This is a genomic window from Bradyrhizobium sp. WSM4874, from assembly GCF_055811835.1.
The window spans coordinates 38,998-63,128 of record NZ_JBVVPR010000011.1 but is presented as its reverse complement, the minus strand read 5'-3'; the positions used below and the strand labels follow the sequence as shown (position 1 = coordinate 63,128).

Below are 24,131 nucleotides of genomic sequence, written 5' to 3'. Positions count from 1 at the left end.
CCGTTCGGTTCGATCTGTCGAACGGTGACGTTATTTGCCGAAGCTTGCCTGAAACGTGCGGATCGAAAACTTTTCATCACGCGCGATGCGACGTCACATGAGTCAAAAGCGTCATGCACGTGGCGAGAGTGCGACTCGAAAGACACACCCTTGCCAAGATTTCGCCAAGCTGGAGTCGCCTCGCCATACATGAGTTGAATTGTCGCACGTGGAAACACGATGACGAGAGTCAATCCGGGGTTGAAAATCCCTCAATATGCATGATGCGCAGCATTACCCAAAATAGCTGTAATCATACGGGGATGCGGAACTTTAGAACCGCCAGGGTGCAAAACTAGTTCGAATTCCAAATCAACTGATGCGATTGAATATACAAAGAAACAACTCGAACCGAATCAACAGCATCAAGCACGTGTAGCAAACGCTTAGTTGCGCACGCTTGATCGGAAATCGGCAATTGTTACGGTCCTACTCAAGTGATTCTCGCCAGTTGGCGAGGAGATCGACACAGTGCAGTAGCGTTCGGATGCAATGAGCAACTTGGCGCAACTGTTCTAGGTCGCTTTCTCAATCCGCTCCGCGAGGTGATCCGCAAGACACCCGCCGAGCCTCACGCAGTAAGCGTTCAGTATCGAGTCGAAGTAGCAGGCCTGCGAGACGCAGGCACTGAATGCGTAGGGCTGCCCGCGAATATCGAAACCATAATAACGGTTCGCGGGAAGGAATATCGTCAAACAGCACAGTTGCCGAGCCGGGCATCACAACAACCAACCGGCCGTAACAAGTGCGAAACAGGGGCGACAAACTGATGTATATTATCGTTGATAATCGCGAGAGCGTCACGAACAGCTATGTCGGAGGGCTCGTTCGCGAAGGTGTATCGTCGATCGGCTTCTCCTCCGGAGAATTCTGGGACTGGCTGCAATCTGCGAGTGAACCGGATTTGGCCGCGGTGGACGCCTTCCTCCTCGGGGATTGCGACACCCGCGGAAGCCTGCCGCGGGCGATGCGCAAGCGCTCCTCGGCGCCGATCATCGCCATGAGCGGCCAGAAGATGCTCAAGAACACGCTGGAGCTGTTCGAATCGGGCGTCGATGACGTCGTCTACGTGCCGATTCACCTCCGGGAGATCCTCGCCCGAACGGCCGCAATTGCGCGCCGCCGGGTCGGGGAACTGCCGAGGCCCTGCGAGACCAGGATCCAGGTCTTCTTCAACGGACGTGACCCCGAGGTCGCCGGCCACGCCCTCACCCTGCCCCGCCGCGAACTGCGCATTCTCGAATATATGGTCAGCAACCACGGCAAGTGGGTCACCAAGACGCAGATATTCAACGCGGTCTACGGCATCTTCGAAGCGACATTCGACGAGAGCGTAATCGAGAGCCACGTCAGCAAGCTGCGCAAGAAACTCCGCGATCGCCTCGGCTTCGATGCGATCGTGGCCCGGCGCTACGTCGGATACCGGCTCGACATCCCGGCCGGCGAAACCATCGACGTGCCGATGCAGGAGCTCGATGAGGTCGGCATCCTGCTGAACAGGACGCATGCCGCTCCGGCGGCGTATCCGGCCGGAAACTGATCGGCAGGGCGCGGCCACGAAACCGACAACGGCCCCTGCGAACTTCCTTCGCAGAGGCCGTTGTAGTTTCAGCGACGTCAATGGCGAACAGAGGCGCGGCAGTACCGACGCTGCGGCACGCGTCCAAACTAGGTTCTAGAGCTTCGCTTCTGATTCGATCAGAACCGATAATGCCCTAGGGCTTCTGCTGGAATTCTTCCTTCGACACGTAATTGAAGTCCTCGACAAGGACGTCCTGGACGACTTCGGCCTGCATTCGCTCGTTGACACGCTGCTTGATGGCCGTCGTGAGGATGGAGAGGTCGTAACGGGCGAGTTTTCTGAAATCGAGGCGATCGTCCGCATAGATCCTGCGGAAGGCTTCATCGACGACGAACGGCTCGGGCGGCACGTTGAGCTGGTGCATGGTCCGCGCCTCCACGGTGTAGACGAAGCGCGCGACGATGTAGCCCTGCACGTTGCCACTCTCGACCATCGGCACGCTCAGCGCCCGCGTCTTCTGGTACTGCAGCCCCTCGAGATATTCGTCCTTTGCAGGCAGCAGGCTGCCATTTTCCTTCCAATAGGCCACGGCATAGCTCGTTCCCGCGGTGAGGATGCATACCCAGAGCCCGGCCAGCACGAGTCTGATCATTTTCCGTCCTGCGCTGCGCGGCCGGTATAGGTGCCGTCCGACTCGGCGTCCTTGATAGCCTTGACAATGATGGTCGCGACCTCGCGCACCGCATCGTAATGCATTTCGAGGATGGAACGGTTACGCTCGAGCTTCTCGCGCAGCCGCTGGATCTCCTCGGTGATCTCGACCTCGCCGCCGAGATGCATTCGTGCCCGCATCAGGCGGACGAATTCCAGCATGCTCCGGCTCTTCCGGGCGCTGAACTCGTCGAAGTCGATCTTCTTGCCCGTCGCGAGCGCGGCCGTCTCCTCTTCGACGATGCTTGCGAGCCGGCGAATCGCAGCCAGCAGGCCGCGCACCTCGTCCGATCTCGCCGCGTCCGCGCCGTCGTTCGCGACCTCGCCGCCGACATTCGACAGCAGCACGGGCAGCAGCGCATCGACCGACACGGCTGCCGTCGTCATCGCCTCGGTGTCCACGGCCGGCTGTTCCATTACCATGGCCGCCGCGCCTTCTTGTGCCTGCATAGGAAATTCATCCTTCAACTTCTGTCATCCATTGCCGGATCGTCATCCGGCCTTGCCCGTAGCGTCCGGTCCCGCCGGATGCGCGGCAGCGAGCTGCTTGGCAATGCCAATGCCCTTGCCCTTTGCCAGCTGAGCACCAAGTTGCTCCGCCAGCATCGACTTCCAGACACCGCCGGCCGTGCCCTTGCCAAAGACCTCCTCCGACTCCTTCGGCAGCATCGTCTCGACGAAGGTCTGGAGGATGAAGGCTTCGAACTTGCGGTACACCTCGCCGGATGCCGGCGCTTTGATCACCTGCACCGGCGCCCCGTTCACCGCACCCGACTGCGGTTCCGAAATCTTCGTCGCGGATTGATCGGCAGCAGCCGCCTTGGCCTTCGCCTTGCCGACCTCCGTGTCCATCGTGGCGGCGAAATCCGTGTCCGATGATTTCAGCGCATCGAGCTTCGCGGCGGCCGCGCGCTGCGTCACGGGATCGGCTGCGTCGAGGACGTCGAGAACGAGGTCGGGCGTCGCTGTCACGATCATGTCTTGTTCCGGTTGGCTAGCCGTGGCGTCCACTCGCGCACGGTGAGGCTTGTTCCCGTCATCTCCTCGAGCGATCGCTTCTCGGCGTCGCGAAGCTTGTCCGCGAGCGCCGCCTTCGCGACCTGCTCGAACTGCTTCACACGGCGGCTCTCCGCGCGAACCTGGTCGAGCTGCTGCGAGGCCTGCGCCTGAATCGCGCGCGCGCCGAGGCTGGTTCTGGTCAGGCGCCGCGCGATCGATTCGCTCGATGATCCCGCCGGCGGCTTCCCCTCGTTGAGAGTTCCGACCAGCCATTCCTGCTCGTCCTGCAAGCTGCGCTCCTGCTGCCGCAGATGCGCGAGCTGCCATTCTGACAGCCGGAGCTGGAGCTTCACGAGCGAAACCATCCGGCCGAGCTTGTCCGCGCGCGACGTCATGACCGATCACTCCGCCAGCCAGGACGAGACGCCAAGCATGAATTGCGTCAAGAGCTCGTCGCTGGTGAGGTAGAGCAGCAGGAATCCGCCGAACAGCACGAAGGGCACCGAGATGAAATAGACAGGAATCGCCGGCGTCAGTTTGTTGATCAGCCCGACCGCCAGGTTGACGACGACCGAATAGACGATGAAAGGACTGGCGATCCGCAGCGTCAGCACGAATGCCTCCGACAACCGGCCCACGAGCTGGTCGAGCGGCATGCTGCCGCCGAGCCGGTCGCCGGGATGCCAGACGTCGTAGGAGTTCATCAGCCCGCGCAGGACCTGCCAGTGCTGGTCGGTCATGAAGAACAGCGTGGTGACGGCCGTCATGATCAGCGGCACCAGGGCCGGCGCCGGATCGGTGTCGCCCACCGGCGTCCCCGGGATGTTGCTCAGCCCGATCGCACTGGCCATCATGGTGGCCATGGTCTGGAGTGCGAGGAAGAACACGCGACCGCCGAGCCCGATGACGCTGCCGACCACGAGCTCGGAGCAGATCAGCAGCACGAGCGTCAGCGGCGCCGCGTTGTCCGTGAGAGGCTTCAGGACAGCAATCAGGATCGGCGTCAGCGCAAACGTCGTGACGAGCGCGACGAACAATCGGACCTGGGCCGGAACGTTGACGCTGGAATAGCCGGGCACCAGCATCAGGCAGGCACCGATGCGGCAGAACACGATGAACGTCACCAGCACGCTGTCGGTGAGGCCGCTGATCACGATATGGCTCCAAGCGCCCTGATCTCGGTGCTGCGCGCGACTTCGACATGCGACAGGATCGGCAGTGTCGGAAAGACCCGCTCCAGGATCATCCGGACGTAGGGACGCGCTTCCGGGGTCACCGCCAGCACCACGCTGGTGCCGTTCTCGGTGAACTTGCGGATCGCGGCGCTGGCTTCGGTCGCAAACTGCTCGATGAGGCGCGGATCGGCGTCGAATTCGACGACGTCGCCCTTGGCGTCGCGCTTCAGGCTCTGGTGGAACGCGAGATCCCAACGGTTGCCGAGACGGACGACGTTGAGCACGCCATTGTCGGAGAGATCGCCGCAAATCTGCTGGGCAAGACGTGTACGCACATGTTCTGCCACCTGCTCGGAGCGCCGCACATGGGGCGCGATCTCGGCGATGGCTTCGAGGATCAGATGGAGGTTACGGATCGACACGCGCTCGGCCAGCAGGATCTTCAGGATCGCCAGCAGCCCCGAATACGATATCTGCGACGGGCAGAGGTCCTCGACCAGACGCTTGTATTCGGGATCGAGCTGGTCGAGCAGGCCGCGCATGTCCTTGTAGGACAGCAGCTGGGCGAGGTTGGCCCTGATCACTTCGCTCAGATGCGTGAGCAGCACCGACAGATTGTCGACCGGCTTGCAGCCCTGACGCTTGACCTCGTCGGTGAACGCGTCCGTCACCCACAGCGCCTTCATGCCGAAGGCCGGCTCGATCACCTCTTCGCCTGGCACGTCGGGCTTGCCGTCCTTGTCGACCAGCACCAGCACTTCGCCGAGCCGGAGCTCGCCCTGCGCGACGCGGGTGTCGTGGATCCGGATCTGGTATCCTTTGGGATCGATCGACAAATTGTCGGTGAGCTTGATCTCGGGAACCACGAAGCCGTACTGCTTGGCGAACTTCTTGCGGATCTTCGCCACGCGGTGCGCCAGCTCGTGGCGCGAGCCCAGCAGGTGGACCGAGAGGTGGCCGCCGAGCGCCAGCTCGATCTCCGCCGTCTTGAGCGATTCCTTGACGGATTCCTTGGCATCGACCTGGGCGCGTTCGTCGGCCTTGCGCGCATCTTCCTTCTGCTTCAGGGCTGCCTGCCGCCTCGGCAGCGAGTATCCGACGAAAGCCATGACGCCGCCGAGCAGCAGGAAGGGCGCCGTCGGCAGCCCCGGCATCAAGGCGAGCACGAACATCATCAGCGCGGCGGCCGACACCGCGCGCGGATAGCCGCCGAGCTGCCGCAACACCGCCTGCTCGGCCGAACCCCTGGTGCCGCCCTTCGAGACGAGCAGGCCCGCCGACAGCGACACGATCAGCGCCGGCATCTGCGTTACCAGACCGTCGCCCACGGAGAGCTTGGTGTAGACGTCGGCGGCCCGTGCCAGGGTCAACCCGTGATGCGTCACGCCGATGATGATACCGCCGAAAATGTTGATCGCGGTGATGATCAAACCGGCGACGGCGTCGCCGCGGACGAATTTCGAGGCACCGTCCATGGCGCCGAAAAACGCGCTCTCCTCTTCCAGCTCGCGGCGCCGGCGCTGGGCTTCCTTGTCGTCGATCAGGCCCGCGGACAGATCCGCGTCGATCGCCATCTGCTTGCCGGGGATGGCATCCAGAGTGAAACGGGCGCCGACTTCGGCGATACGCGTCGCGCCCTTGGTGATCACGACGAAGTTCACCGTGACCAGAATGGCGAAGATGATCAGGCCGATGACGAAATCACCACCCATGACGAACTTCGAGAAACCGGCAACGACATGGCCCGCGGCGTTTTCTCCCTCCCCGCCGCGCGACAGGATGAGGCGAGTCGTCGCGACGTTGAGCGCAAGCCGCAGGATCGTCGCGATCAGGAGCACGGTCGGGAAGGCCGAGAAATCGAGCGGCCGCTGGATCCACAGCGCGACCATCAGGATCAGCGCCGACAGCGCGATCGAGAATGCGAGGCCGAGATCGATCAAGATCGGCGGTATCGGCAGGAACAGGATCGTGAGCATGGCCACGATGCCGCCTGCGAAAAAGGCGTCGGCGCCCAATCGTCGCGGGGTCGGCAGGCTAGCAGCTAACGTATCGGCCATGGGTCACCGGCAGAGGATCCGGCCCGTAATCTGCCGTGCAAAGCTTACGCGGGGGTGGTGGCAGGGTGGCAGAGTGACCAGGACAGTCCGGATCAGAAGCCGCGCTCGATGTGCGAATAGACCATCTCGGTGAAGGTGGAGAGATGGGCTCCGATGAAGGAGCCGGAGACGGCGACGACCACGAGAATGACGATGATCTTCGGAACGAAGGTCAGCGTCACCTCCTGGATCTGGGTCAGCGCCTGGATCAGCGCGATGATAGTGCCGACCAGCATCGCGGCACCGACGGCGGGCCCGGAGGCGACGATGATGGTCCAGATCGCCGCCTGGACGATATCGAGAGCATCCCGTTCGTTCATGACTGGCTGATCGTGAGACCGGGACCGATCGCGACTTTCGTACCGTTCTCGAGTGTCGCGACGGAGCCGTCGCTGTTGATGGAAACCGAAGCGACCTTGCCGCTGAAGTTCGCGCCGGTCGAGTCCGTGAAGCTCACGGTCTTTCCGATCAGCCCATTGGCCTGCGACAGCGACTGCGAAGACAGCAGAGCGTCGAGCTTGTTATTGGTCTGCATCGCCTGCTCGACCGACGAGAGCTGCGCAAACTGGCTCATATATTGCGAGGTATCCATCGGATTGGTAGGATCCTGATTCTTCATCTCCGCAATGAGGAGCCGAAGAAACGTGTTGTAGTCGACGCCGGTGCTCGACGTCGACGTCGTCGAGCTGGTCGAATTGGACGACTTACTCTTGCTATCGGTCGCGCTGGTGACGTTCATGTATCTCTCCGCTGTCAGGCAGCCTCGAATGGGGAATCGATCTTGGCGCCGGCCAGGATGGCCTGCTCCACCGGAAACAGTGCCCGAATCCGCTTGAGCGCCTCGAAGTAACGGCTGGCCCCGACCAGGTCGTCGACCGCGCCAAGCCCGACCAGCATCTCCTGGCTCTCGCACACCGCGAGCAGGGCCGCGTGATGCTGCCCGTAAAGAGCTGCAGCGTCCCGGACGTCGGTCGGATTCATCAGCATGAGCTGGACGATGAAATAGAGCTGCCGCAGCGCCGTGGTGGCGTCGGAGGCCTGCATGATCTGCCCTTCGAGCAGGAACATCACGTCGTTGACGAGCTCGACGGAGACCTTGCGGTCCACGCGCAGCACCGCGCCGTTGATGTAGACCCGTTCGCCCGCGCGCAAGGATATCTTCATCAAAGAGCGTCTCGGATCAGGCGGTTGATTTCGATGAGCTGCATCACGTCATTCGACCTTTCTTCGCGAAGGCGGTCGGATTCCTTGACGACCCACAGGCCGATCGAGATGATGTCCGCGCGCAGCTTTTCCGGAAGCCCGTTTTCCGGATGCGCGAGATCCTCGATGAAGATCGTCCACAGCCGCCGCACATAGAGCAGGCTCTCGACCAGATCCTCGAGGCTGAAGCGGTCCTTCTGGATCCGCTCGAGCCGGTCGATGCCGAGGCTCAGCGCCTGCCGCTCGCGGCCCCGCGCCTCATAGCCGCTCTCGTCGACGACCGCTTCATAGGCTTCAAACGTCATCAGGACAACTCTGCGCAGGAGACCGAACAACAAGACAAGGGTTACCAACCTTACGAAGGAGCTGGACTCAGAGATAGTTGATGAGGCTGATCTTCTGGAGCTGCGAGGTGAGCGCAAGCGCCGTCTGGATCTGCGTCTGCAAGGTGTTGACCCTGACCGATGCTTCCGTCGGATCGACCTTCTCTATACCGACGATCTGATTGTTAAGGATGTCCTGCTGCGTCTTGAGCTTGTCGGTTGCGGAGGTGATCCGCTGCTGGACCGTACCGATGTTGCCGCCGAGGGTCGCAAGGTCACTGATGGCGTTTCCGACAAGGCCGATGGCCTTGTCCACGACGACCTGGAACGTCGCTTGATCCAGGTTGGCGTTTCCGAGATCCGCCATCATGGTGTAGGCCTCGGCGAGCTTGCGGAAGCCTGGCTGATTGGCGCTGACGGAGGTATCGGCGATCTCGGTCGTGGAGATACGGCTTTGCATGACCTGGTCGGTAGCCGACGACCAATTGGTGTTCCAGGTCGGGCTCGCGAACTCGGCGTCGAAGGTGGTGTCGAGGAATGTCTGCATCTGGGCCGGAGTGATGCTGCTCACGCTGGCCGAGGATTGCGAGAAGCCGAAGGTCGCAAGAAAGTCGGCATCGACCTGGTTCTTGCTCGCGGAGCCAGCGGTGTAGGCCGTGATCGGCGTGTTCTGCGTGTTGATGCCCGAGAACAGAGACGAGCCGTTATAGGATACGTTCAGCGCGCCAATCAAATCCTGGAGGTTGGAGGACGCAGGCGGCAGGATGATCCGCCCGCCGCCGTCGGTACTGCGAGCCGCGATAAGGTCCTTGAGGAAGTCCGTTGCGGTCGAACCAAGCTGGGTGATCCGGCTCTGCGTTATGTCCAGGCGTCCCGAGACCAGCCCGTTGGTATCGACGAGTTGATCGGCGAAGCTCAGGTCCGCCCGCAGGCTGACGTCGCTTCCCGTCGTGGCGCCAAGCTCGAGGCCGACATCGGCGAAGCGGCCGGTGGTGGCTTCCTTCGAGGCCTTGGCCAGCGCGGCCTGATTGTTCGTGATCGAGGACCTCAACGACGAAGACAGCATCAAGGTCGAGATGTAGTTCGCGCTCATCATCACTTAATTTCCCACGGCGGCCAGCAGGCTCTGCAGCATTTCGTCGACGGTCGAGATGATCTTCGACGAAGCCGAATAGGTGCGTTCGACCTGAAGCATCAACGACATCTCGTCGTCCATGTTGACGCCGCTGACGTTCGACAGCGCCGCGGTGCTGCGGTCGAGCAGCGTTTTTTGGTAGGTGACGTTGGAGTCGGCGGTCTTGCGCTGGTTTTCGATCCAGCTCGTCGAGGACGACGCGAAATCGATCAAGCTGCCGTTCGGCTTTCCTTGCGCGGTTGCATCGAACGGCTGCGACGCATCCATGCCGCCGATGAGCTGCTGCAGCCGGGCCGAGTACCCGCCGTTGCCGGCGGTATTGTATTGGTATGCGACGTTGCCGCTGATCGCACCGTCGCGCAGCAGGTTAGGATTGCCACCCTGGGCCGGATCGACCGATGCAGCAACCGAAATCGTGCCAGCGAGTCCCACCGAGACGGTGGCGCTCGCCGGCATCGCCGGCGAACCGGGATAAGTGAAGAGACCGGGAACGTCGGGCAGCGCCGCGCCGGACTGATCACTCTCCTTGAAGGTATCGATCAGGCCGCGCGCGATTTCGTCGAGCTGACTCTGATAGGTGACTGTGTCCTGATCACGCAGCTGAGCGAGGCCTGCGAGCTTGCCTGATTTCAGCGGCATCACAGAATTGGCGCCGGTCACCGGCACGCCGTCGACATAGACCGCATTGCCGGTGGTACCGGCCGTATAAGCGTTGGTCGGCGCGAAACTCACCGTGCGCGCCAACTTGTCGAACAGGACGGCGCCGCTGTCGGTATAGAGCGCCGCGTCTCCGTTGGGACGGGTCGACATTGTGACGCCGAGCTCCTGCGACAGCTGCGAGACGATGCTGTCGCGCTGGTCGAGGTAGTCGGTGATGTCGTCGCCGGAGATCGTCCCCTTCACGATCGCGGTGTTCACGGTCTGGAATTGGGAGAGCAACCGATTGATGTTTTGAACCGACGTATTCATGTCGGCATCCGCGCCCTCCCGGACAGACTGCACGGTCTGAGTTGCCTGGTTGAGCGTGGTCGCCATGTCCTTGGCCGACGCCACCGCCGCCTGCGCCAGCGTGGTGTTGTCCGGGGCGTTGGCATATTGCTGGAGCGCCTTCTTCAGCGCATTGAGTTGCGCCGTCGGCGACTGGTCGAGCTCCGGATCGTCCACCGTGGCAGCTGCGATCTTCTGGAGACCGTCAAGGATCGCGCTCTGCTTGGCCGACGACGAGGTCGCGGTCAGCACGTTGGTGTAGAGACCCGAGCTGGCGGCGCGCTGGATCGCCGCCACGTAGACACCGGTTCCCGGGAGGTTGTCCAGCACGGCAATCTTGCGCGAATAGCCGGTGGAGCTGGCACCGGCGATGTTGCGCGAGATGACCGACGACTGGATGCCCGACGCCATCAGCGAGGAGCGGGCGGATTCGAGAGCGGCGGTAAGGTTCATGATCTGCTCTTGCCGGGAACGAGCGCTGAGAGACTCAGCGCTTCAGGTTGACGACCACGTCCAGCAGATCGGCGCCGGTCTGGAATGATTTCGAGTTCGCGGTGAAACCTCGCTGCGCCTCGATCATCGAGGTCAACTCGTCCGCGAGGTCGACGTTGGAATCTTCTAGCGCACCCGACTGGATCGTACCGAGCCCGCCCTGGCCGGCGAGGCCGACCTGCACGTTTCCGGAATCCAGGTTCGGCGAGTAGACGTTGCCGACTTCGGGCGTCAAATGGTCGGGGCTCGGAACGGTCGCGAGCGCGATCTGAAAGCTCGGCAGCTCGGTGCCATTCTTCAGGACGGCCGTGACCACGCCCTTGTCGTCGATGTTCACCTTCTCGACCGCCGATGGAGCGTTGCCATCGACCGTCGCCTTGAAGTCGAAGCTGGAGGCGACCTGGGTCATGGCCGACAGGTCCATGTTGAAGGACGAGCCGCCGGGGATGGTCACGGTCAGCGATGTCGGGCTTGCGGCGGCGAGCTTGCCCTTACCCACTGCGGTGACGTCGAAGGTGAAGGTGTTGAGACCACCCGCGAGCGCGGTACCTGTCAAGGAATCGTAGAGCTGGATCTGCCAGGTATTCGCGGCGGTCTTCGCGGCATAGACGTCGACGGTCACGGCGTTGCCGATGTTGTCGTAGGTGACGACCGAAGTCTTCGAGGTATAGGCACCGGGACCGGGCGGGCCCGCGATGATCGCAGCGCTCGGATCCAGATTGGCGGCGACACTTGCCTTGGTCGATGGCGCGGCCTGCAGCGCCAATTGGTTGACGTTGATGACCTGAAGACCACCGAAGCCATTGGCGGCGACGGTGGGCGTGGCGCCGTTCGCGATATTGTAGCCCATCAGCTGGAAGCCGGCGGAGTTGACGAGATTGCCCGTGCTGTCGGGCACGAACGCGCCGGCGCGCGTCAGGAAATTGTTGCCGTTCGGATCCTGCACGACGAAGAAGCCGTTGCCCTGGACCGCGAGGTCCGTCGCCGAGGTCGTGAACTGGTAATTGCCCGCATCGCTGATGGCGTAGCGGACCGTGGTCTCGACCGCGCCGGAATCGTAATTGCCCGAACCGCTCTTCAGGATCAGCGAGGAGAACTCGGTCGAAGCCCGCTTGTAGCCGGTGGTGTTGACGTTCGCGATGTTGTCCGAAACTGTCGACAGCTTGTTGGACTGCGCGTTCATCCCGGAAACGCCGGTGCGCATAACACCATACAGGCTCATGAATTGGGCTCCTTTGGTAGGTTGCAGTTACAATGGAGGCTGTTGCTTGCGCGAGGCTGATGATGGGGACCGATGCACAACTTGATGTCGGCCCTTCAGCTCGTTTTGGGCTGACAGAACGAGCGCGCCTTGTCGGTCCACGCGCCGAAGCCGCTGGAGACAAGATGCGCGACGATGTGACAGACGTAGCGTTTCTGCGCCGGCTGGTTGTTGGGGCCTGCATTGTAGCGGGCGACTGCCATGGTCCAGCTGCCCTCGCGCTGCTTCAGCTCCTTCAGGAAGCGCGCGGCGTAGTCGACATTCCCGGCGGGATCGAACATCGCCCGGACCGAGGCGAATTTGTCGCCGTGATAGTAGTGGTTGATCTGCATGCAGCCGAGGTCGATCAGCTTGATCCCCTTGGCTCGCATGGCTTCGAAGTTGGCGATCGCGTCGTTCATGTCCTTGGCGAACACGGTCTGTCCTTCGGCGCCGAGCGCATAAGGATGAAGCGCGCCGCGCCGCCCGGTCTCGGTCAGGCCGACAGCGTAGAGAATGCCGAGCGGAATTCCGTGCTGCTGGGACGCACGCGCCATCTCGCGCTCACAGGGGCGCGAATTGTCGGTCGCCGCAGCCGCGGTGCCGGCGTTACAGATAAACAGGGCCGCGACGACTCTGCGGCGCCACGTCCTGATCATGACGCGTCTCCTGGTTGGACTGGCGCTCCTGTCGAGCCTGCTTCGCGCCGCCGTCCGACTGTCCCGACGAATTGCTGGTGCCGTCGAACGTGCCCTGCGACTGCGACGAGGACTGTTGCTGGCCCGAGAGCTGCGGCTGCGACTGGCCGGAGCCGCTCTGGAATCCATCCAGCGAGCCGTGCTGGACGGGCGCAATTTCGGCGACGTAGCCCGCCGACTGCATCAAATCGCGGATCGAATCGCGCTGCTGGTCCAGCATCTGGCTCGTGTCCTTTCGCTCGGCGGCGAGGTGGACGGACACCTCGTTGCCGACGAGACGAAGGCGCACGGTGACATTGCCGAGCGCGGGCGGCTCGAGATTGATGGTCAGGATCTTGAGCGGCTGATCCGGCGCATTGACTTGAGACGCTGCAAGATCTGGAGCTGCGGACGCGGTCGGTGCCGGAGATTCCTTCAGCTCGGCGACGACAGCGTTGGCAACCTGCTGCGGCGCGTTGAACTGCGCCGGGGGCAGATGGGTCTCCTGCTGGACCACGGTGACCTTGGTCGTCTCGGGCAATGCATCCCGCGCTGAGGCCTTCGCGGCACGCTCGACATTGGCCGCGATGGCCTCGAAGCCGGGTGCCGTTGCCTTAGGCGATGGCTCACTGCCGTCCGCCGATGTCGCCTGGTCGGTAGCCGTCGCGTGCGAAGCCGCGGCCTGCGAATGCGCAGCGGTTGGAGCCGCGTGAGATGGGGAGTCAGCTGTCGTCGCCTTCGCCGTGCCCATGGCCTGAACGTCGCGCTTCGTCGTGGAAGGCCGCTCGTCACGTCCGGACGCATCCTTCTTGTCGTCGGCCGGTGCTTGCATCTGCGGCATCACGACCGGCGGCCCGGCAACGATCTCCTGTCCGATGATCCCGGCAATGCTCGTTCGGCTCTGAACGTCGGCCTGCTCGAGGGATCCCTGTTTCACGGATGACTTGACGGTCTTTTTCTCGGTGGGCTTCTCGCTGAATCCGGGCTCTTCGACCGCCGCGGTCCGCTCGTGCACCGTCTCGTCCGTCGCCTTGTCCTTCCCGCTCTGATGCGCCAGGCGCGTCCGCAGCGTTCCGGCTTTCACGGCCGTGTCGCTGCCCTCGTCGTTGAGCGCGCGCTTCGCGAGGTTCGAGACGGTGTGCAGCAGATCGTTGAAGGACGAGTCCGCCTGCGCTTTCGTCCCGGCGCCCTTCCCAGAGCGCGATGTACCCCGCATGTTGAGGCTTTCGGCGAGACCCGAAAAGGCCTGTCCGGAGGTTCCACTGAGCTTCGTCATGGACGGCGATCCCTGGTGAGGAGTGCGAGCTCGCCGAGCTGCTTCTGTGCACGCGCAAGCGTTGCAGTCGACGACGCGAGATCGACACGCGCCGGCGTGACCGGGGGCTTGTCGGCTATGGCGGCGGATCCGCCGGCGAACGGCTTGCGAACGTCGAGTGCGAGCTGCATCGTTGCATTGAGAACGGGAATGTCGCGCTCCGGCAGCTTCGACCGGTCGAGCGCCTTCAACTCGGCGAGACCGCCGTCATATTCGTCGGTGAGCGCCCGCGCCACGCCGCGGAACAAATGCGCCCGCTCGCGCTCCGCCGAGGCATCGGCACTGAGAGTCAGCGCGCGTTCGCCGGCGAGCCGGGTCACGACCAGCCCTCCGCGCACCATCGCGGTGCGCGCGATCACGAGATAGAGCTTGAGGCGGCTCGCGCGGTCGATCTGCTCCAGCAGGGTGGAGATCCGCGCAAACCGACGCTCGTCGAGCGCGAGGCTCGATTGCGTCAGACCCGTGGAAAAACGCTGCCAGAAGTCCCCCGCATAGACTGACTTGTGATAGTGCCGGATGTAGGCCAGCGCCAGGAACTCGAACTTGTCGAAATCCTCTGCTTGCCCGACCAGCAGGATCTCGCGCCGCAGAGCGGCCTCCTCCACCAATGTGCCCGGCAGGAGCAGGCGCGCGTCATCCAGACGCTCGATTGCAAACGATGCTTCGGCGCGTGCGAACAGGGCGCCCTGGACTAGCGCGAGCTGTCCGCCCAGACCCGACGGAATCGTCCGCGGCTTGACATCCTTGAGCAGTTCGCGCGCTTCGTCCTGACGACCCTCGACATAGGCGAGCGCGCCATCGAACAGCCGTCCATCGACGTTCAGCTTGTCGCGCGGCAGCTTGCGGATGATTTGCGGCGCGCCGCCGCTGAGCAGATAGATGACCGCGGCCTGGCCGTTCTGCGGATTACTCCACACGCCTGGATCGGCCGCGAGAAATTTTTCGCCGATCTGCCGGATCAATGCGCTGTGGTTGCCGTGCGCCGCATTATCGCCGTTGGCGATGCCGTCTTGCACGGCCTGCAACGCCCGAACGAGCTCATACGGCTCGCTCGATGTCGGTGCCGCCTCGGCGAATGCGCCTGCCGCCGTGAACGGCAGCAGCATCAGCAGCGCAGCGCGGAGAAGAGGCCTGATCAAGGACGCTTCTCCCGAACCATGATCTCGATCCGTCTGTTCTGCGCGGCCGCCGGATCGTTTTGAAGTTTCGGCCGCCGATCGGCATAGCCCTCGACATGCTCGATGCGCTGCGCATCGACGCCGGAGCGGACCAGCATGTAATAGGCCATCTGCGCACGCGCCGTCGACAGCCGCCAGTTGTCGTAGGTCTCCGAACGGTATGGCCGATTGTCGGTGTGGCCGCGGACGATGATCACGCCGGGACGCTTCGTCAGCAGCGGGCCGATCTTGTCGATCACACGGATGAGTTCGGGCCGCGGCTCAGCCGAGCCGACCGCGAACATGCCGAAGTTCGCATCGTCGGTCAGGCTGATCAGCAGGCCTTCCTCGACCTGACGCACTTCGGCCACGGGTCCCGCGCCGGCCTTGACATCCGACAGCGCATCCGCGATCGCCGACTGAAGCTGTTTGACCGCTAGCTGCTGGGCCTGAATCGCGTCGCGCGACTCGGATTCCTTCGTCGTGTCGTTGGGGCGCGGCTGCGCGGCGGCATTGGCTTGATTCCCGGCCTGGGCCCCCGGCTGTGCGCTCCCTTCGCGTGAAGACTGCGACGGCGCGGGCCCCGGCGGCAGCAGGGGCGACAGGCTTGCGGACGACGCATCGGCGTTCGAAGCCACGCTTCCGCCGGCATCGTCCTGCCTGGCTCGGCGTGCCTGCGTCTCGCCCTGGCCTGAGCCGGACGCAGAGTCGCGCGCGGACGCATTCGGCTTGGACTCGGGCTTGGGTTCGCTCTCGACGATGCGGTCGGCATCCTTGGCTGCCTGCGGCGCAAGCTTCCAATAGCCGGGATCGAACGGATCGCGGTAGGCGTCGCCTCCCTTGAGGCCGTCCTCTTCGGCGGACGTCAGAGCGCCGGCGCGGCGCTGGCCCGAGGCCTGGTTCGCGCTGCTGGCGATCTCGGCGAGCGTCGTATAGGGATCGCGGAACAGGACCTTCTCCTCGTAGAAGGGCGGCCTCTCGGCCGTCGGAGAGTCACCGCGACGTTCCTCGCTCGGTCCTCCCGGCTGGCGCCTGCCGTCCTGTCCGTCGAACGACGACGGCTCCTTCTTGGAGAGATCCTTGAGCCCCTTCGGGGCAGGTGCGTTCTCCGCGAGCTTGATCGGATTGAAATAGCTCGCGACCACCTGCTTCTGATCCTGGTTGAGTGCATTGATCAGCCACATCACCAGGAAGAACGCCATCATCGCGGTCATGAAGTCCGCATAGGCGATCTTCCAGACGCCGCCGTGCGGCTTCTCGTCGTCGAAGGCGCTCCGCCGGCGGATGATGACGAGTTCTGACTTGACCTCATTCATGACGGACTACCGGCGCGCCTCTTTCAGGCGCTCGCTCCAGGCCGTGATCTGCGTCTCGATCACGGTCTGGTCGGCCACGACGCGAACCTCGAAAGTATCTGCGGCCTCATACTCGAAGCCCGTTCGCCGCGCCGTCCCGAGCTGCGTCTTCACCAGGTCGAGCAGTTCGCTCGGGCCGGTCACCTTGAACACCGGCACCGGCGAATTGCCGGTCAGCGCCGCAATCTGCTCGACCAGCGACCCGATCGCCTTGTCGCGGACGGCATCGGCGAGGAACGGCAGCAATATCCGCGCAACGGAGCTCGCGATGTTGGTCTCGATTTCGCGACACGCCGTCTCGAAACCGGTGACGACCGCCACCGCCTGCTGGTCGGACCACTTGGCCCGCTCTTCGCCGAGCCGGATTGCGCTGCGCACTCTTTCCTCGGCGATCCTGGACTCGCCCTCCGCGACGCCGGCCGCATGGCCGCGCCGAAAGGCATCGTCCAGGAGATTGACCGCCGGGGCTTCCGCCTTCGGCGCCGGAGGCGGCGACTGAAGCTGCGGGTGCGACTGCGGTTGCGAATGGGTCTGGGGCTGCGGCCGAGGCTGAGGCTGAGGCTCGCGCCAGGCTTCCTTCGGCCTCGTCAGCACGTCCTGGATTTTGGGTGGCGGTGGAGGTGGAGGCGATTTGACCCGCCCGTTCGCGTCGAACTGCGTCAGGAGCTTTCCGATTGCCGCGTTCATGCCGCCTCCTCGCGTCGCATCCAGTCTTTAAGGATCGCTGCCGCCTGCATCTGATCGAGACGGACGATCTGCTCCAACCGCTTCTGCGGCGTTCGCTGCATCTTGCCTTCGAGGTCTTCGACCAGGTTGAGCTCGGCCTCCTCGCTGTCCGCCAATGCAAGGGCGCCAGCGGCCGACTCGAGCTCGGCAGCTTCCGCCGCCTCGGTCTGCTCCTGCGCTGCACGATGGGTCAAAATGCCGTTGACCGCAGGACGAAGTCCGAACCACACCAGCATCGAAGCGACGGCCAGGATCGTCACTGCGTTGATGACGCTGCCGAGCTGCTTGTTGATCATCTCGACGAAGCTGATCGGCGGCACCGGCGCCAGTTCGCGAGAGCCTTCGATGAAATCGACGGCCGTCACCTGGATCTGGTCGCCGCGCGCCTTGTCCAGCCCGCCGGCCGTGGCTGCGAGTTGGCTGATCTCGGCGAGCTTGCTGTCGACGATGGCCTGGTTGCTCTTGTCCCCGAGGTCGGCAATGAGCCGCCCGCGGTTGACCAGCACGGCAATGAACAGCTTCTTCACCGAATAGCCGTCGCTCACCGTCGTCGTGGTCTTGGACGAGACCTCGAAATTGGTGACGTCCTCGCGGCGGGTCTTGTCCTCGCTGGAATTCTTGGTGCCGCCGGCGTTCACCTGCTGGTCGGGAAGGTTCTGCTGCACCGTGGTCGGCTGCGAACGGTCCGCATTCTGCGACTTCTCGTTCTCGCGGACGTTCCTCACCGAACGTTCTGCGCGGCTCTCCGGATCGTAGACGGTCTCGTTGATCTGCCGCTTGTCGGTGGAGAGCTGCGATGCAACGCTCACTTCGAAATTGTCGAGGCCCAGATACGGCGTCAGCGCCTTGCGGATGTTCTCTTGCACCATCCCGCCGACCGTCTTCTGCAGGCTCGCCATCTTGGTCGGAGCAGCCGTCGCCTCATCCTCTTCGGCAAGCAGCATCGAACCGTCGGCGTCCAGCACCGTGACCTTGTCGCGACTCATGCCCGGAATGGCCGCCGCGACGAGATGACGGATCGACTGCGCCGTGCGTGCCTCGATTGCGCCGTCGGTGCGCAGCACGACCGATGCCGAAGGCGGCTGCTGCGTCGCGCGGAACGACCCCCGCACCGGCATCACGATATGCACCCGCGCCGCCTTCACGCCCTTCATCAACTGCACCGTGCGGGCGATTTCGCCTTCCAGCGCCCGGAGCTTGGTGACCTCCTGCATGAACGAGGTCAAACCGAGCGAGCCGATCTTGTCGAAGAGCTCGTAGCCGGAATTGGCGCTGGTCGGCAGCCCCTTCTCGGCGAGCAGCATCCGCGCTTGCATCGTCTGGCTCGGACGCACCGAGACCGCGTCGCCGGCTGTGTTGACGTCGAAGGTGATGTTCTGCTCGCGCAGCGCGGCACCCATACGCGTCACGTCTTCGCGGGAAAGGCCGGTATAGAGCGTTTCGAATTCAGGCCGGCTCAGATAATAGGCGCCGCCCACGACGGTGACGAGAACGGCGAAACCGATCAATCCCAAGGCCATCAGGCGTCGCGGCCCAAGCTCCAGCAGATTGTTGAGCAGTTGCTGTACCTGCGCACGACTGAGCAGCATGTGACCTCGTACCAATGCGAACATAGAGGACACTCTGCTGCCAACCTTGTCTGAAGGTTGCGCGAGATCACGAATGTGTCGGTTCGCCGGCGAGGCGTTGCAATTTTACAAGAGACTGAGTGACGCGATCGCGCGCGTCGGCAACAAGCGGACGGCCGGTCGCATCGCGGTGCGATCGGCGACGGCGTGTTGCCTGGAAGGTGGCGTCAGGAGATCGATGTGGGCACGTCGTGTGCCGTCAGATCCGCCGTTCATGGCGGAGACCGTGCTCCCTGAGGAGCACGGTCGTTTTCGAAGCCGCGGCTTAGCGGAACAGCGACAGGATGCTCTGGCTGTTCTGGTTGGCAATCGAGAGCGCCTGAACGCCGAGCTGCTGCTGAGTCTGAAGCGCCTGAAGGCGGGTCGATTCCGCGTTCATGTCAGCGTCGACGAGCTGGCCGATACCGCGGTCCACCGAGTCCATCAGGGTCTTGACGAACTCCGTGTTGGTCGCGAGTCGGTTCTTGACGGCACCGAGATTGGCGGCGGCCGAGGCCACCGAGTTGATGCCGGCGGTGACCTGCGCGATGTAGCCGTCGAGCGTGGTCTGGTCAGCTGCCGAGTCGGTCAACGCGGAGATGCTCATCGTGTTGATCGACGGAGAGGTCGAACCGGCCGTGTCCAGAATGCCGGTCTGCGTCGAGGTGTAGAGCGAGTAGTTGGCGGTGGTCACGGTGATGGAGCCGATGGTGGGCGTACCGCCGACACGCGAGTACGACGACACCAGGTTGAAGGTGGTCGGCGTGGTGGCGGTCGTGCTCAGCCAGTTGATGCCGTTGAAGGTCGCCGAGTTGGCCTTGAGCTTCATATCCTGCTGGATCTGGGTGATGTCAGCCTGGATCTTGGTGCGGTCGATACCGGCGGTCTTGGCTTCGACCAGCAGCGCCTGGAGCTTGGTCAGGCCGGAGTCCTTGTCACCGATAACCGAGGTCAGAGCGGTATATTCGGTGTCGACGGTCGCAGCCGACAGACCGAGCGAGTCGGAGACGGCGGAGAGCGCGGCATTGTCGGAGCGCATCGACGTTGCGATCGACCAGTAGGCAGCGTTGTCCGAAGCGGTGGAGACGCGCATACCGGTCGAGATGCGGTTCTGCGTGGTCGCGAGCTGCGAGCTAACGTTGCGAAGGGTCTGCAGCGCGGTCATTGCAGACGAGTTGGTGAGGAGGCTAGAACCCATTTTGATGTCCCTTTGGAGATTGAATTAGATTTGGGGACATACCGGGCTTGCACCGGTACGGCAGGGCGGCGTCATGCCTTTGGGCTGCGCAAAAGCGTCAAGGCCCAACCTGTCGTAACGGCGACGATAGCCCGCGAAGCTTGTGCGGGGCTTGTGGCTCTGTGTCTTTGCCGCAACAAGGCGGCCGAAATTGCGGCGCGCGACGTCACGCCAAAATGAAAGGGCCGCGCCTCGTGAGAAGCGCGGCCCTCCCCAAAATCGTTTGAGGCTTAGCGGAACAGCGACAGGATGCTCTGGCTGCTGTTGTTGGCGATCGAGAGCGCCTGCACGCCGAGCTGCTGCTGGACCTGGAGGGCCGACAGGCGGGTGGACTCCTGATTCATGTCGGCGTCGACGAGCTGACCGATACCGCGGTCCACGGAGTCCATCAGCGACTTCACGAAGTCCGTGTTGGTGGAGAGGCGGTTCTTGACGGCACCGAGATTGGCGGCGGCCGAGGCCACCGAATTGATGCCAGCGGTGACCTGCGCGATGTAGCCATCGAGCGTGGTCTGGTCAGCTGCCGAGTCGGTCAACGCGGAGATGCTCATCGTGTTGATCGACGGAGCGGTCGAACCGGCCGTATCCAGAATGCCGGTCTGCGTCGAGGTGTAGAGCGAATAGTTCGCGGTGGTCACGGTGATGGAGCCGATGGTGGGCGTGCCGCCGACACGCGAGTACGATGACACGAGGCTGAAGGTCGTCGGCGTGGTAGCGGTCGTGCTCAGCCAATTGATGCCGTTGAAGGTCGCCGCAGTGGCTGTTGCCTTCATCTGCTGCTGGATCTGGGTGACGTCGGCCTGGATCTTGCTGCGGTCGATACCGGCGGTCTTGGCTTCGACCAGCAGGGACTGGAGCTTGGTCAGGCCGGAGTCCTTGTCACCGATAACCGTGGTCAGAGCGGTATATTCGGTGTCGACGGTCGCAGCCGACAGACCGAGCGAGTCGGAGACGGCGGAGAGCGCGGCGTTGTCGGCGCGCATCGAGGTAGCGATCGACCAGTAGGCAGCGTTGTCCGAAGCGGTCGAGACGCGCTGGCCGGTGGAGATGCGGGTCTGCGTGGTGGAGAGCTGCGAGCTCACAGACCGCAGGGTCTGGAGAGCGGTCATGGCAGTCGAGTTCGTAAGCAGGCTTGACATTGCGAATGTCCCTTTATGTACGCGTTACATTTTCACGAGGGGACATACCGGGCTTTCACCGGTACGGAGGGGCGGCATCATGCCTTTGGACTGATGTGAGTGGGGTCCAACCCGCCGTGCCGCATTGCTAACATGCCGAATCTTGCGCGCAGATTAAGATCGGCTTGAATTGTGCTGTAAAATCAGATGGTTAACGTTACCTATTGCTAACCATAGGCCGGTACTTCTCGCTAACCATAGCCATCCGGCCGGCGCTCGTTGCCGTCAAGAGAACGACCGCACCAGTCCGGAGGCGAGCAGGTTCCAGCCGTCGATCAGCACGAAGAACAGCATCTTGAACGGCAGTGCGAGGATCGTCGGCGGCATCATCATCATGCCCATCGACATGGTCAGCGTCGCCACGATCATGTCGATGACGAGGAACGGCAGGATGATGAGAAATCCGATCTCGAACGAGCGCCTGAGCTCGGAAATCATGAAGGCCGGAATGATGACGCGCATGTCGACGCGCTTGTCGTCGAACTTCCTGCGGAAGCTCTCCGCGGCGAGAGTTTCGAAGGTCTGCAGATCCTTGTCGCGAACATGAGCCAGCATGAATTCGCGGAACGGATCGGTGATCTTGAGATAGGCCTCTTCCTCCGAGATCTCGTTCTTCATCAGCGGCTGGATGCCCGTTTCCCAGGCACGGTCGAAGGTCGGCGCCATCACGTAGAAGGTCATGAACAGCGCGAGGCTGATCAGCACCAGGTTGGCCGGCGTGGTCTGGAGGCCGAGACCGGCGCGCAGGAACGACAGCGCCACCGCAAATCGCGTGAAGCTCGTCACCATGATGAGCAGTCCCGGCGCCACCGACAGCACCGTGATCACCGCCATCAGCTGGATGATGCGCCCGCTGGTCGAGCCGTTGCCCGGCGGCAGCAGCGAATTGAGGTCCGGAATCTGGGCCAGCGCCACTTCGGGCAGCACGACCAGGAGCAACGCAAGCAGCAGGACTCTCAGTTTCACTGAATCACCAACGTCTCAATGATCAATTCGCGGATCTTGCCCGAGGAGCGGATATTGGCGCGTTCGGTCAGGTCGTCGCGCAGATGCTGAAGCCCGCGAGATCCCTCGAACTGCGCAACCGTCGCCGAGCGCAGATAGGTGACGATGTCCTCGCTGATATGGGCCGCCAGGATGCCGGCATCCTCGTCGCTCATGCTGTCGGTCACCATGGAGGCTTCGATGCGGGCCCAGTTGTTGGCCGGCGCGCCGAGATTGGTCACGATCGGGGACAGCTTCCTGAGCCGCGCGCTGCCGGCGTAGCTCGAGGCGAGAGGCGGCGGCGTGGCGGTTTTCTTCGCATCGGCGACGCGCTCGGCGGCCGCAAACAGATGCAGGCCGGCAAGCGCGCCCGCGCCGATCGCGATCAGGGTCAGCACCAGGATGGTTGCAATCAGGCGCATGCCGTCCCCTGCCCCCGCGACGCGGCCCGACGGTCGCGCATCTCAGAACGGTGCCACGGCGTCATAGATCCGATGCCCCCATCCAGGCTGCTGCACGTCAGAGAGATTTCCGCGACCGCCATAGGCCACGCGCGCCTCGGCGATCTTGTCGTATGAGATCGTGTTGGTTCGCGAGATATCGCGTGGACGCACGATGCCGCCGACGTTGAGCACGCGCATCTCCGTGTTGACCTTGAATTCCTGCGAGCCGCTGATCATCATATTGCCGTTCGGCAACACGTCGGTGACGATGGCCGCGATCGACAGCTTGATATCCTCTGTGCGGTCGATCTGGCCGTTGCCCTTGATCTGGGTGTTGGTGTTGAGGTTGGCGCTCGTCGAGCCCTTGTCCTGCCATCCCGCAACGTCCATCAGCCAGTCGAGCCCGAACTTGATCTGCGAATCGCGCGAGCGGTCGGTCTTGTTGTCGAGCTTGGCCTTGTCCTGCATCGAGATGATGACTGTCACGACGTCGCCGGTCCGCCGGGCACGGGGATCGCGGTAGAGGTCGGTGCCGTCGTCCCAGGTCGAGCGATAGCTGACGGGCGAGCGCATGCGGGGCGTCACGGGAATCGGATCGGCCTGCGTCCTCAGGCCGCTCCCGACCGGCGACAATCGCGGGCCAGTCAGGACCTCGGCTGGATCAGTGACGCATCCGGCAAGCGATAACAGCGACAGGATGAGGATCAGATTCTTCATCTATTTGGTCTTTCCGTCATCCACGCGACGCATTCCGCCGAGCAGATCGGCAAGGTGCGCCGCGCGCCCGGTCTCCATCTCGTTGAAGATAGCGCTTGAGCTCCTCGGGCTGAGCTTTGCGAGCACGGCCGCAGCCGTCTCGTCCGCCATCCCGGCGATCTGGGTTGCGGCAGCATCCGGCTTCATGCGCGAGTAGATCTCGACGACGCTCGCTTCGGCCTTCTTCAGGAAGTCGTCGCGCAATGCCATCCACTTCTCGTATTCGGCGCGCTTGGCCTCGACCTCGGCGATCCGTTCGCGCAGCAGGTTCTCGGCCTTCTCCAGCTCCTTGAGCTGCCAGGCCATCCTTGCATCGACGGCGGGGTCGGCGACATTGCTGCAGAACAGAGCGACTTCATTGTCCGCGGTTGCAGCGGCCTGGGGCGGCACCGGCTTCGGCGGCGCCGTGACGCTGCCGGGCTTGGCCAGTCGCGGCGCGGCCGTGGCTGCCGGCGCGGGCTTCTCGGAGGCCGGCACGGCACCCGTGATCGCCGGTCCCGAATCTTCGGCTGCCCACGCGGTCGCTCGCATCGACGCATTGTCGCTCGGTATCGATGAGATCGGCTTCTGCGGGCCAGGTGCGCGGGCGCGCGCGAAGGACAGCAGGTTGAGCGGCTTCGACGGCTTGGCCTCATCCAGCGCCAGAACGGGCGAAGTGCTCGCGAGCGCAGAGGCCGCGACCAGGAGGAGGAGTTTGGCTTTATGATCCAGCTTCAACATCGGCCCGCGTGCGATTCTCGGTCGAGAGAGCATTGAGCGACCAAGCTTGCAGGG

The 24,131-nt window shown here is 63.3% G+C and carries 26 protein-coding genes; 1 reads left to right on the top strand and 25 read right to left on the bottom strand.

The window, feature by feature from the left end; translation table 11 throughout:
- Positions 1-808: 808 nt before the first annotated feature.
- Positions 809-1,579: a response regulator transcription factor gene (locus tag AC0L3P_RS14075; RefSeq protein ID WP_473302273.1), complete on the top strand. Its 771-nt coding sequence runs from the start codon at positions 809-811 to the stop codon at positions 1,577-1,579.
- Positions 1,580-1,754: 175 nt separating this feature from the next.
- On the opposite strand, the gene AC0L3P_RS14070 is transcribed toward AC0L3P_RS14075, so the two are convergent.
- The 25 genes from AC0L3P_RS14070 to AC0L3P_RS13950 all read right to left on the bottom strand — a co-directional run bounded on the left by AC0L3P_RS14070 (position 1,755) and on the right by AC0L3P_RS13950 (position 24,077).
- Positions 1,755-2,213 (bottom strand): hypothetical protein, encoded by a 459-nt coding sequence (locus tag AC0L3P_RS14070; protein ID WP_007613914.1) that lies wholly within the window; start codon positions 2,211-2,213, stop codon positions 1,755-1,757.
- Positions 2,210-2,722 carry a flagellar biosynthesis protein FlgN gene (locus tag AC0L3P_RS14065; RefSeq protein WP_473302272.1) on the bottom strand — a complete coding sequence of 171 codons (513 nt, stop codon included), beginning with the start codon at positions 2,720-2,722 and terminating at the stop codon, positions 2,210-2,212. Before AC0L3P_RS14065 ends, AC0L3P_RS14070 begins: the two co-directional genes overlap by 4 nt.
- 42 nt (positions 2,723-2,764) lie before the next feature.
- Entirely contained in the window at positions 2,765-3,250 is a 486-nt protein-coding gene (locus AC0L3P_RS14060) for a rod-binding protein (protein WP_275169358.1), read from the bottom strand.
- The gene (locus AC0L3P_RS14055; protein ID WP_275169359.1) at positions 3,247-3,666 is read right to left on the bottom strand and encodes a hypothetical protein; all 420 of its coding nucleotides are present in this window, start codon (positions 3,664-3,666) and stop codon (positions 3,247-3,249) included. Before AC0L3P_RS14055 ends, AC0L3P_RS14060 begins: the two co-directional genes overlap by 4 nt.
- A 6-nt stretch (positions 3,667-3,672) precedes the next feature.
- On the bottom strand, positions 3,673-4,425 hold the full coding sequence (gene fliR, locus AC0L3P_RS14050) for a flagellar biosynthesis protein FliR (RefSeq protein ID WP_275169360.1): 753 nt from the start codon (positions 4,423-4,425) through the stop codon (positions 3,673-3,675).
- Positions 4,422-6,503, bottom strand: a complete 2,082-nt coding sequence (gene flhA, locus AC0L3P_RS14045) for a flagellar biosynthesis protein FlhA (RefSeq protein ID WP_275169361.1) — start codon at positions 6,501-6,503, stop codon at positions 4,422-4,424. Before flhA ends, fliR begins: the two co-directional genes overlap by 4 nt.
- 92 nt (positions 6,504-6,595) lie before the next feature.
- On the bottom strand, positions 6,596-6,862 hold the full coding sequence (gene fliQ / locus AC0L3P_RS14040; RefSeq protein WP_018453982.1) for a flagellar biosynthesis protein FliQ: 267 nt from the start codon (positions 6,860-6,862) through the stop codon (positions 6,596-6,598).
- Positions 6,859-7,281, bottom strand: coding sequence for a flagellar hook assembly protein FlgD (gene flgD, locus AC0L3P_RS14035; RefSeq protein WP_473302271.1), 423 nt, complete (start codon positions 7,279-7,281; stop codon positions 6,859-6,861). Before flgD ends, fliQ begins: the two co-directional genes overlap by 4 nt.
- 14 nt (positions 7,282-7,295) lie before the next feature.
- Positions 7,296-7,706, bottom strand: a complete 411-nt coding sequence (flbT, locus tag AC0L3P_RS14030) for a flagellar biosynthesis repressor FlbT (protein ID WP_275169363.1) — start codon at positions 7,704-7,706, stop codon at positions 7,296-7,298.
- The gene (flaF, locus tag AC0L3P_RS14025) at positions 7,706-8,050 is read right to left on the bottom strand and encodes a flagellar biosynthesis regulator FlaF (protein ID WP_473302270.1); all 345 of its coding nucleotides are present in this window, start codon (positions 8,048-8,050) and stop codon (positions 7,706-7,708) included. The genes flbT and flaF overlap by 1 nt, the downstream gene beginning before the upstream one ends.
- A gap of 67 nt (positions 8,051-8,117) precedes the next feature.
- A complete protein-coding gene (locus tag AC0L3P_RS14020) occupies positions 8,118-9,164 on the bottom strand; it encodes a flagellar hook-associated family protein (RefSeq protein WP_473302269.1) in 1,047 nt (348 codons plus the stop codon).
- A gap of 3 nt (positions 9,165-9,167) precedes the next feature.
- A complete protein-coding gene (flgK, locus tag AC0L3P_RS14015; RefSeq protein WP_275169366.1) occupies positions 9,168-10,643 on the bottom strand; it encodes a flagellar hook-associated protein FlgK in 1,476 nt (491 codons plus the stop codon).
- A 34-nt stretch (positions 10,644-10,677) separates the two neighbouring features.
- Entirely contained in the window at positions 10,678-11,904 is a 1,227-nt protein-coding gene (locus AC0L3P_RS14010) for a flagellar hook protein FlgE (RefSeq protein WP_473302268.1), read from the bottom strand.
- 95 nt (positions 11,905-11,999) lie between these two features.
- Positions 12,000-12,581: a transglycosylase SLT domain-containing protein gene (locus AC0L3P_RS14005; protein ID WP_473302267.1), complete on the bottom strand. Its 582-nt coding sequence runs from the start codon at positions 12,579-12,581 to the stop codon at positions 12,000-12,002.
- Positions 12,532-13,875 carry a flagellar hook-length control protein FliK gene (fliK, locus tag AC0L3P_RS14000; RefSeq protein WP_473302266.1) on the bottom strand — a complete coding sequence of 448 codons (1,344 nt, stop codon included), beginning with the start codon at positions 13,873-13,875 and terminating at the stop codon, positions 12,532-12,534. Before fliK ends, AC0L3P_RS14005 begins: the two co-directional genes overlap by 50 nt.
- Complete coding sequence (locus AC0L3P_RS13995) at positions 13,872-15,053, bottom strand: chemotaxis protein (RefSeq protein ID WP_473302265.1); 1,182 nt, start codon at positions 15,051-15,053, stop codon at positions 13,872-13,874. Before AC0L3P_RS13995 ends, fliK begins: the two co-directional genes overlap by 4 nt.
- Positions 15,050-16,387, bottom strand: a complete 1,338-nt coding sequence (locus AC0L3P_RS13990) for a MotB family protein (RefSeq protein WP_473302264.1) — start codon at positions 16,385-16,387, stop codon at positions 15,050-15,052. Before AC0L3P_RS13990 ends, AC0L3P_RS13995 begins: the two co-directional genes overlap by 4 nt.
- 6 nt (positions 16,388-16,393) lie before the next feature.
- Positions 16,394-17,113: a hypothetical protein gene (locus AC0L3P_RS13985; RefSeq protein WP_473302263.1), complete on the bottom strand. Its 720-nt coding sequence runs from the start codon at positions 17,111-17,113 to the stop codon at positions 16,394-16,396.
- Positions 17,110-18,741: a flagellar basal-body MS-ring/collar protein FliF gene (fliF, locus tag AC0L3P_RS13980; RefSeq protein WP_354060138.1), complete on the bottom strand. Its 1,632-nt coding sequence runs from the start codon at positions 18,739-18,741 to the stop codon at positions 17,110-17,112. Before fliF ends, AC0L3P_RS13985 begins: the two co-directional genes overlap by 4 nt.
- A 304-nt stretch (positions 18,742-19,045) precedes the next feature.
- On the bottom strand, positions 19,046-19,957 hold the full coding sequence (locus tag AC0L3P_RS13975) for a flagellin N-terminal helical domain-containing protein (protein ID WP_275169374.1): 912 nt from the start codon (positions 19,955-19,957) through the stop codon (positions 19,046-19,048).
- Positions 19,958-20,226: 269 nt separating this feature from the next.
- Positions 20,227-21,135 carry a flagellin N-terminal helical domain-containing protein gene (locus AC0L3P_RS13970; protein ID WP_275169375.1) on the bottom strand — a complete coding sequence of 303 codons (909 nt, stop codon included), beginning with the start codon at positions 21,133-21,135 and terminating at the stop codon, positions 20,227-20,229.
- Between the two features lie 264 nt (positions 21,136-21,399).
- Positions 21,400-22,140, bottom strand: a complete 741-nt coding sequence (gene fliP, locus AC0L3P_RS13965) for a flagellar type III secretion system pore protein FliP (protein WP_473302262.1) — start codon at positions 22,138-22,140, stop codon at positions 21,400-21,402.
- Positions 22,137-22,580: a flagellar basal body-associated FliL family protein gene (locus tag AC0L3P_RS13960; RefSeq protein WP_473302261.1), complete on the bottom strand. Its 444-nt coding sequence runs from the start codon at positions 22,578-22,580 to the stop codon at positions 22,137-22,139. The genes fliP and AC0L3P_RS13960 overlap by 4 nt, the downstream gene beginning before the upstream one ends.
- Before the next feature lie 42 nt (positions 22,581-22,622).
- Positions 22,623-23,318 carry a flagellar basal body L-ring protein FlgH gene (gene flgH / locus AC0L3P_RS13955; protein WP_275169377.1) on the bottom strand — a complete coding sequence of 232 codons (696 nt, stop codon included), beginning with the start codon at positions 23,316-23,318 and terminating at the stop codon, positions 22,623-22,625.
- On the bottom strand, positions 23,319-24,077 hold the full coding sequence (locus tag AC0L3P_RS13950; protein ID WP_473302260.1) for a MotE family protein: 759 nt from the start codon (positions 24,075-24,077) through the stop codon (positions 23,319-23,321). It lies immediately after the preceding gene.
- Positions 24,078-24,131: the final 54 nt, after the last annotated feature.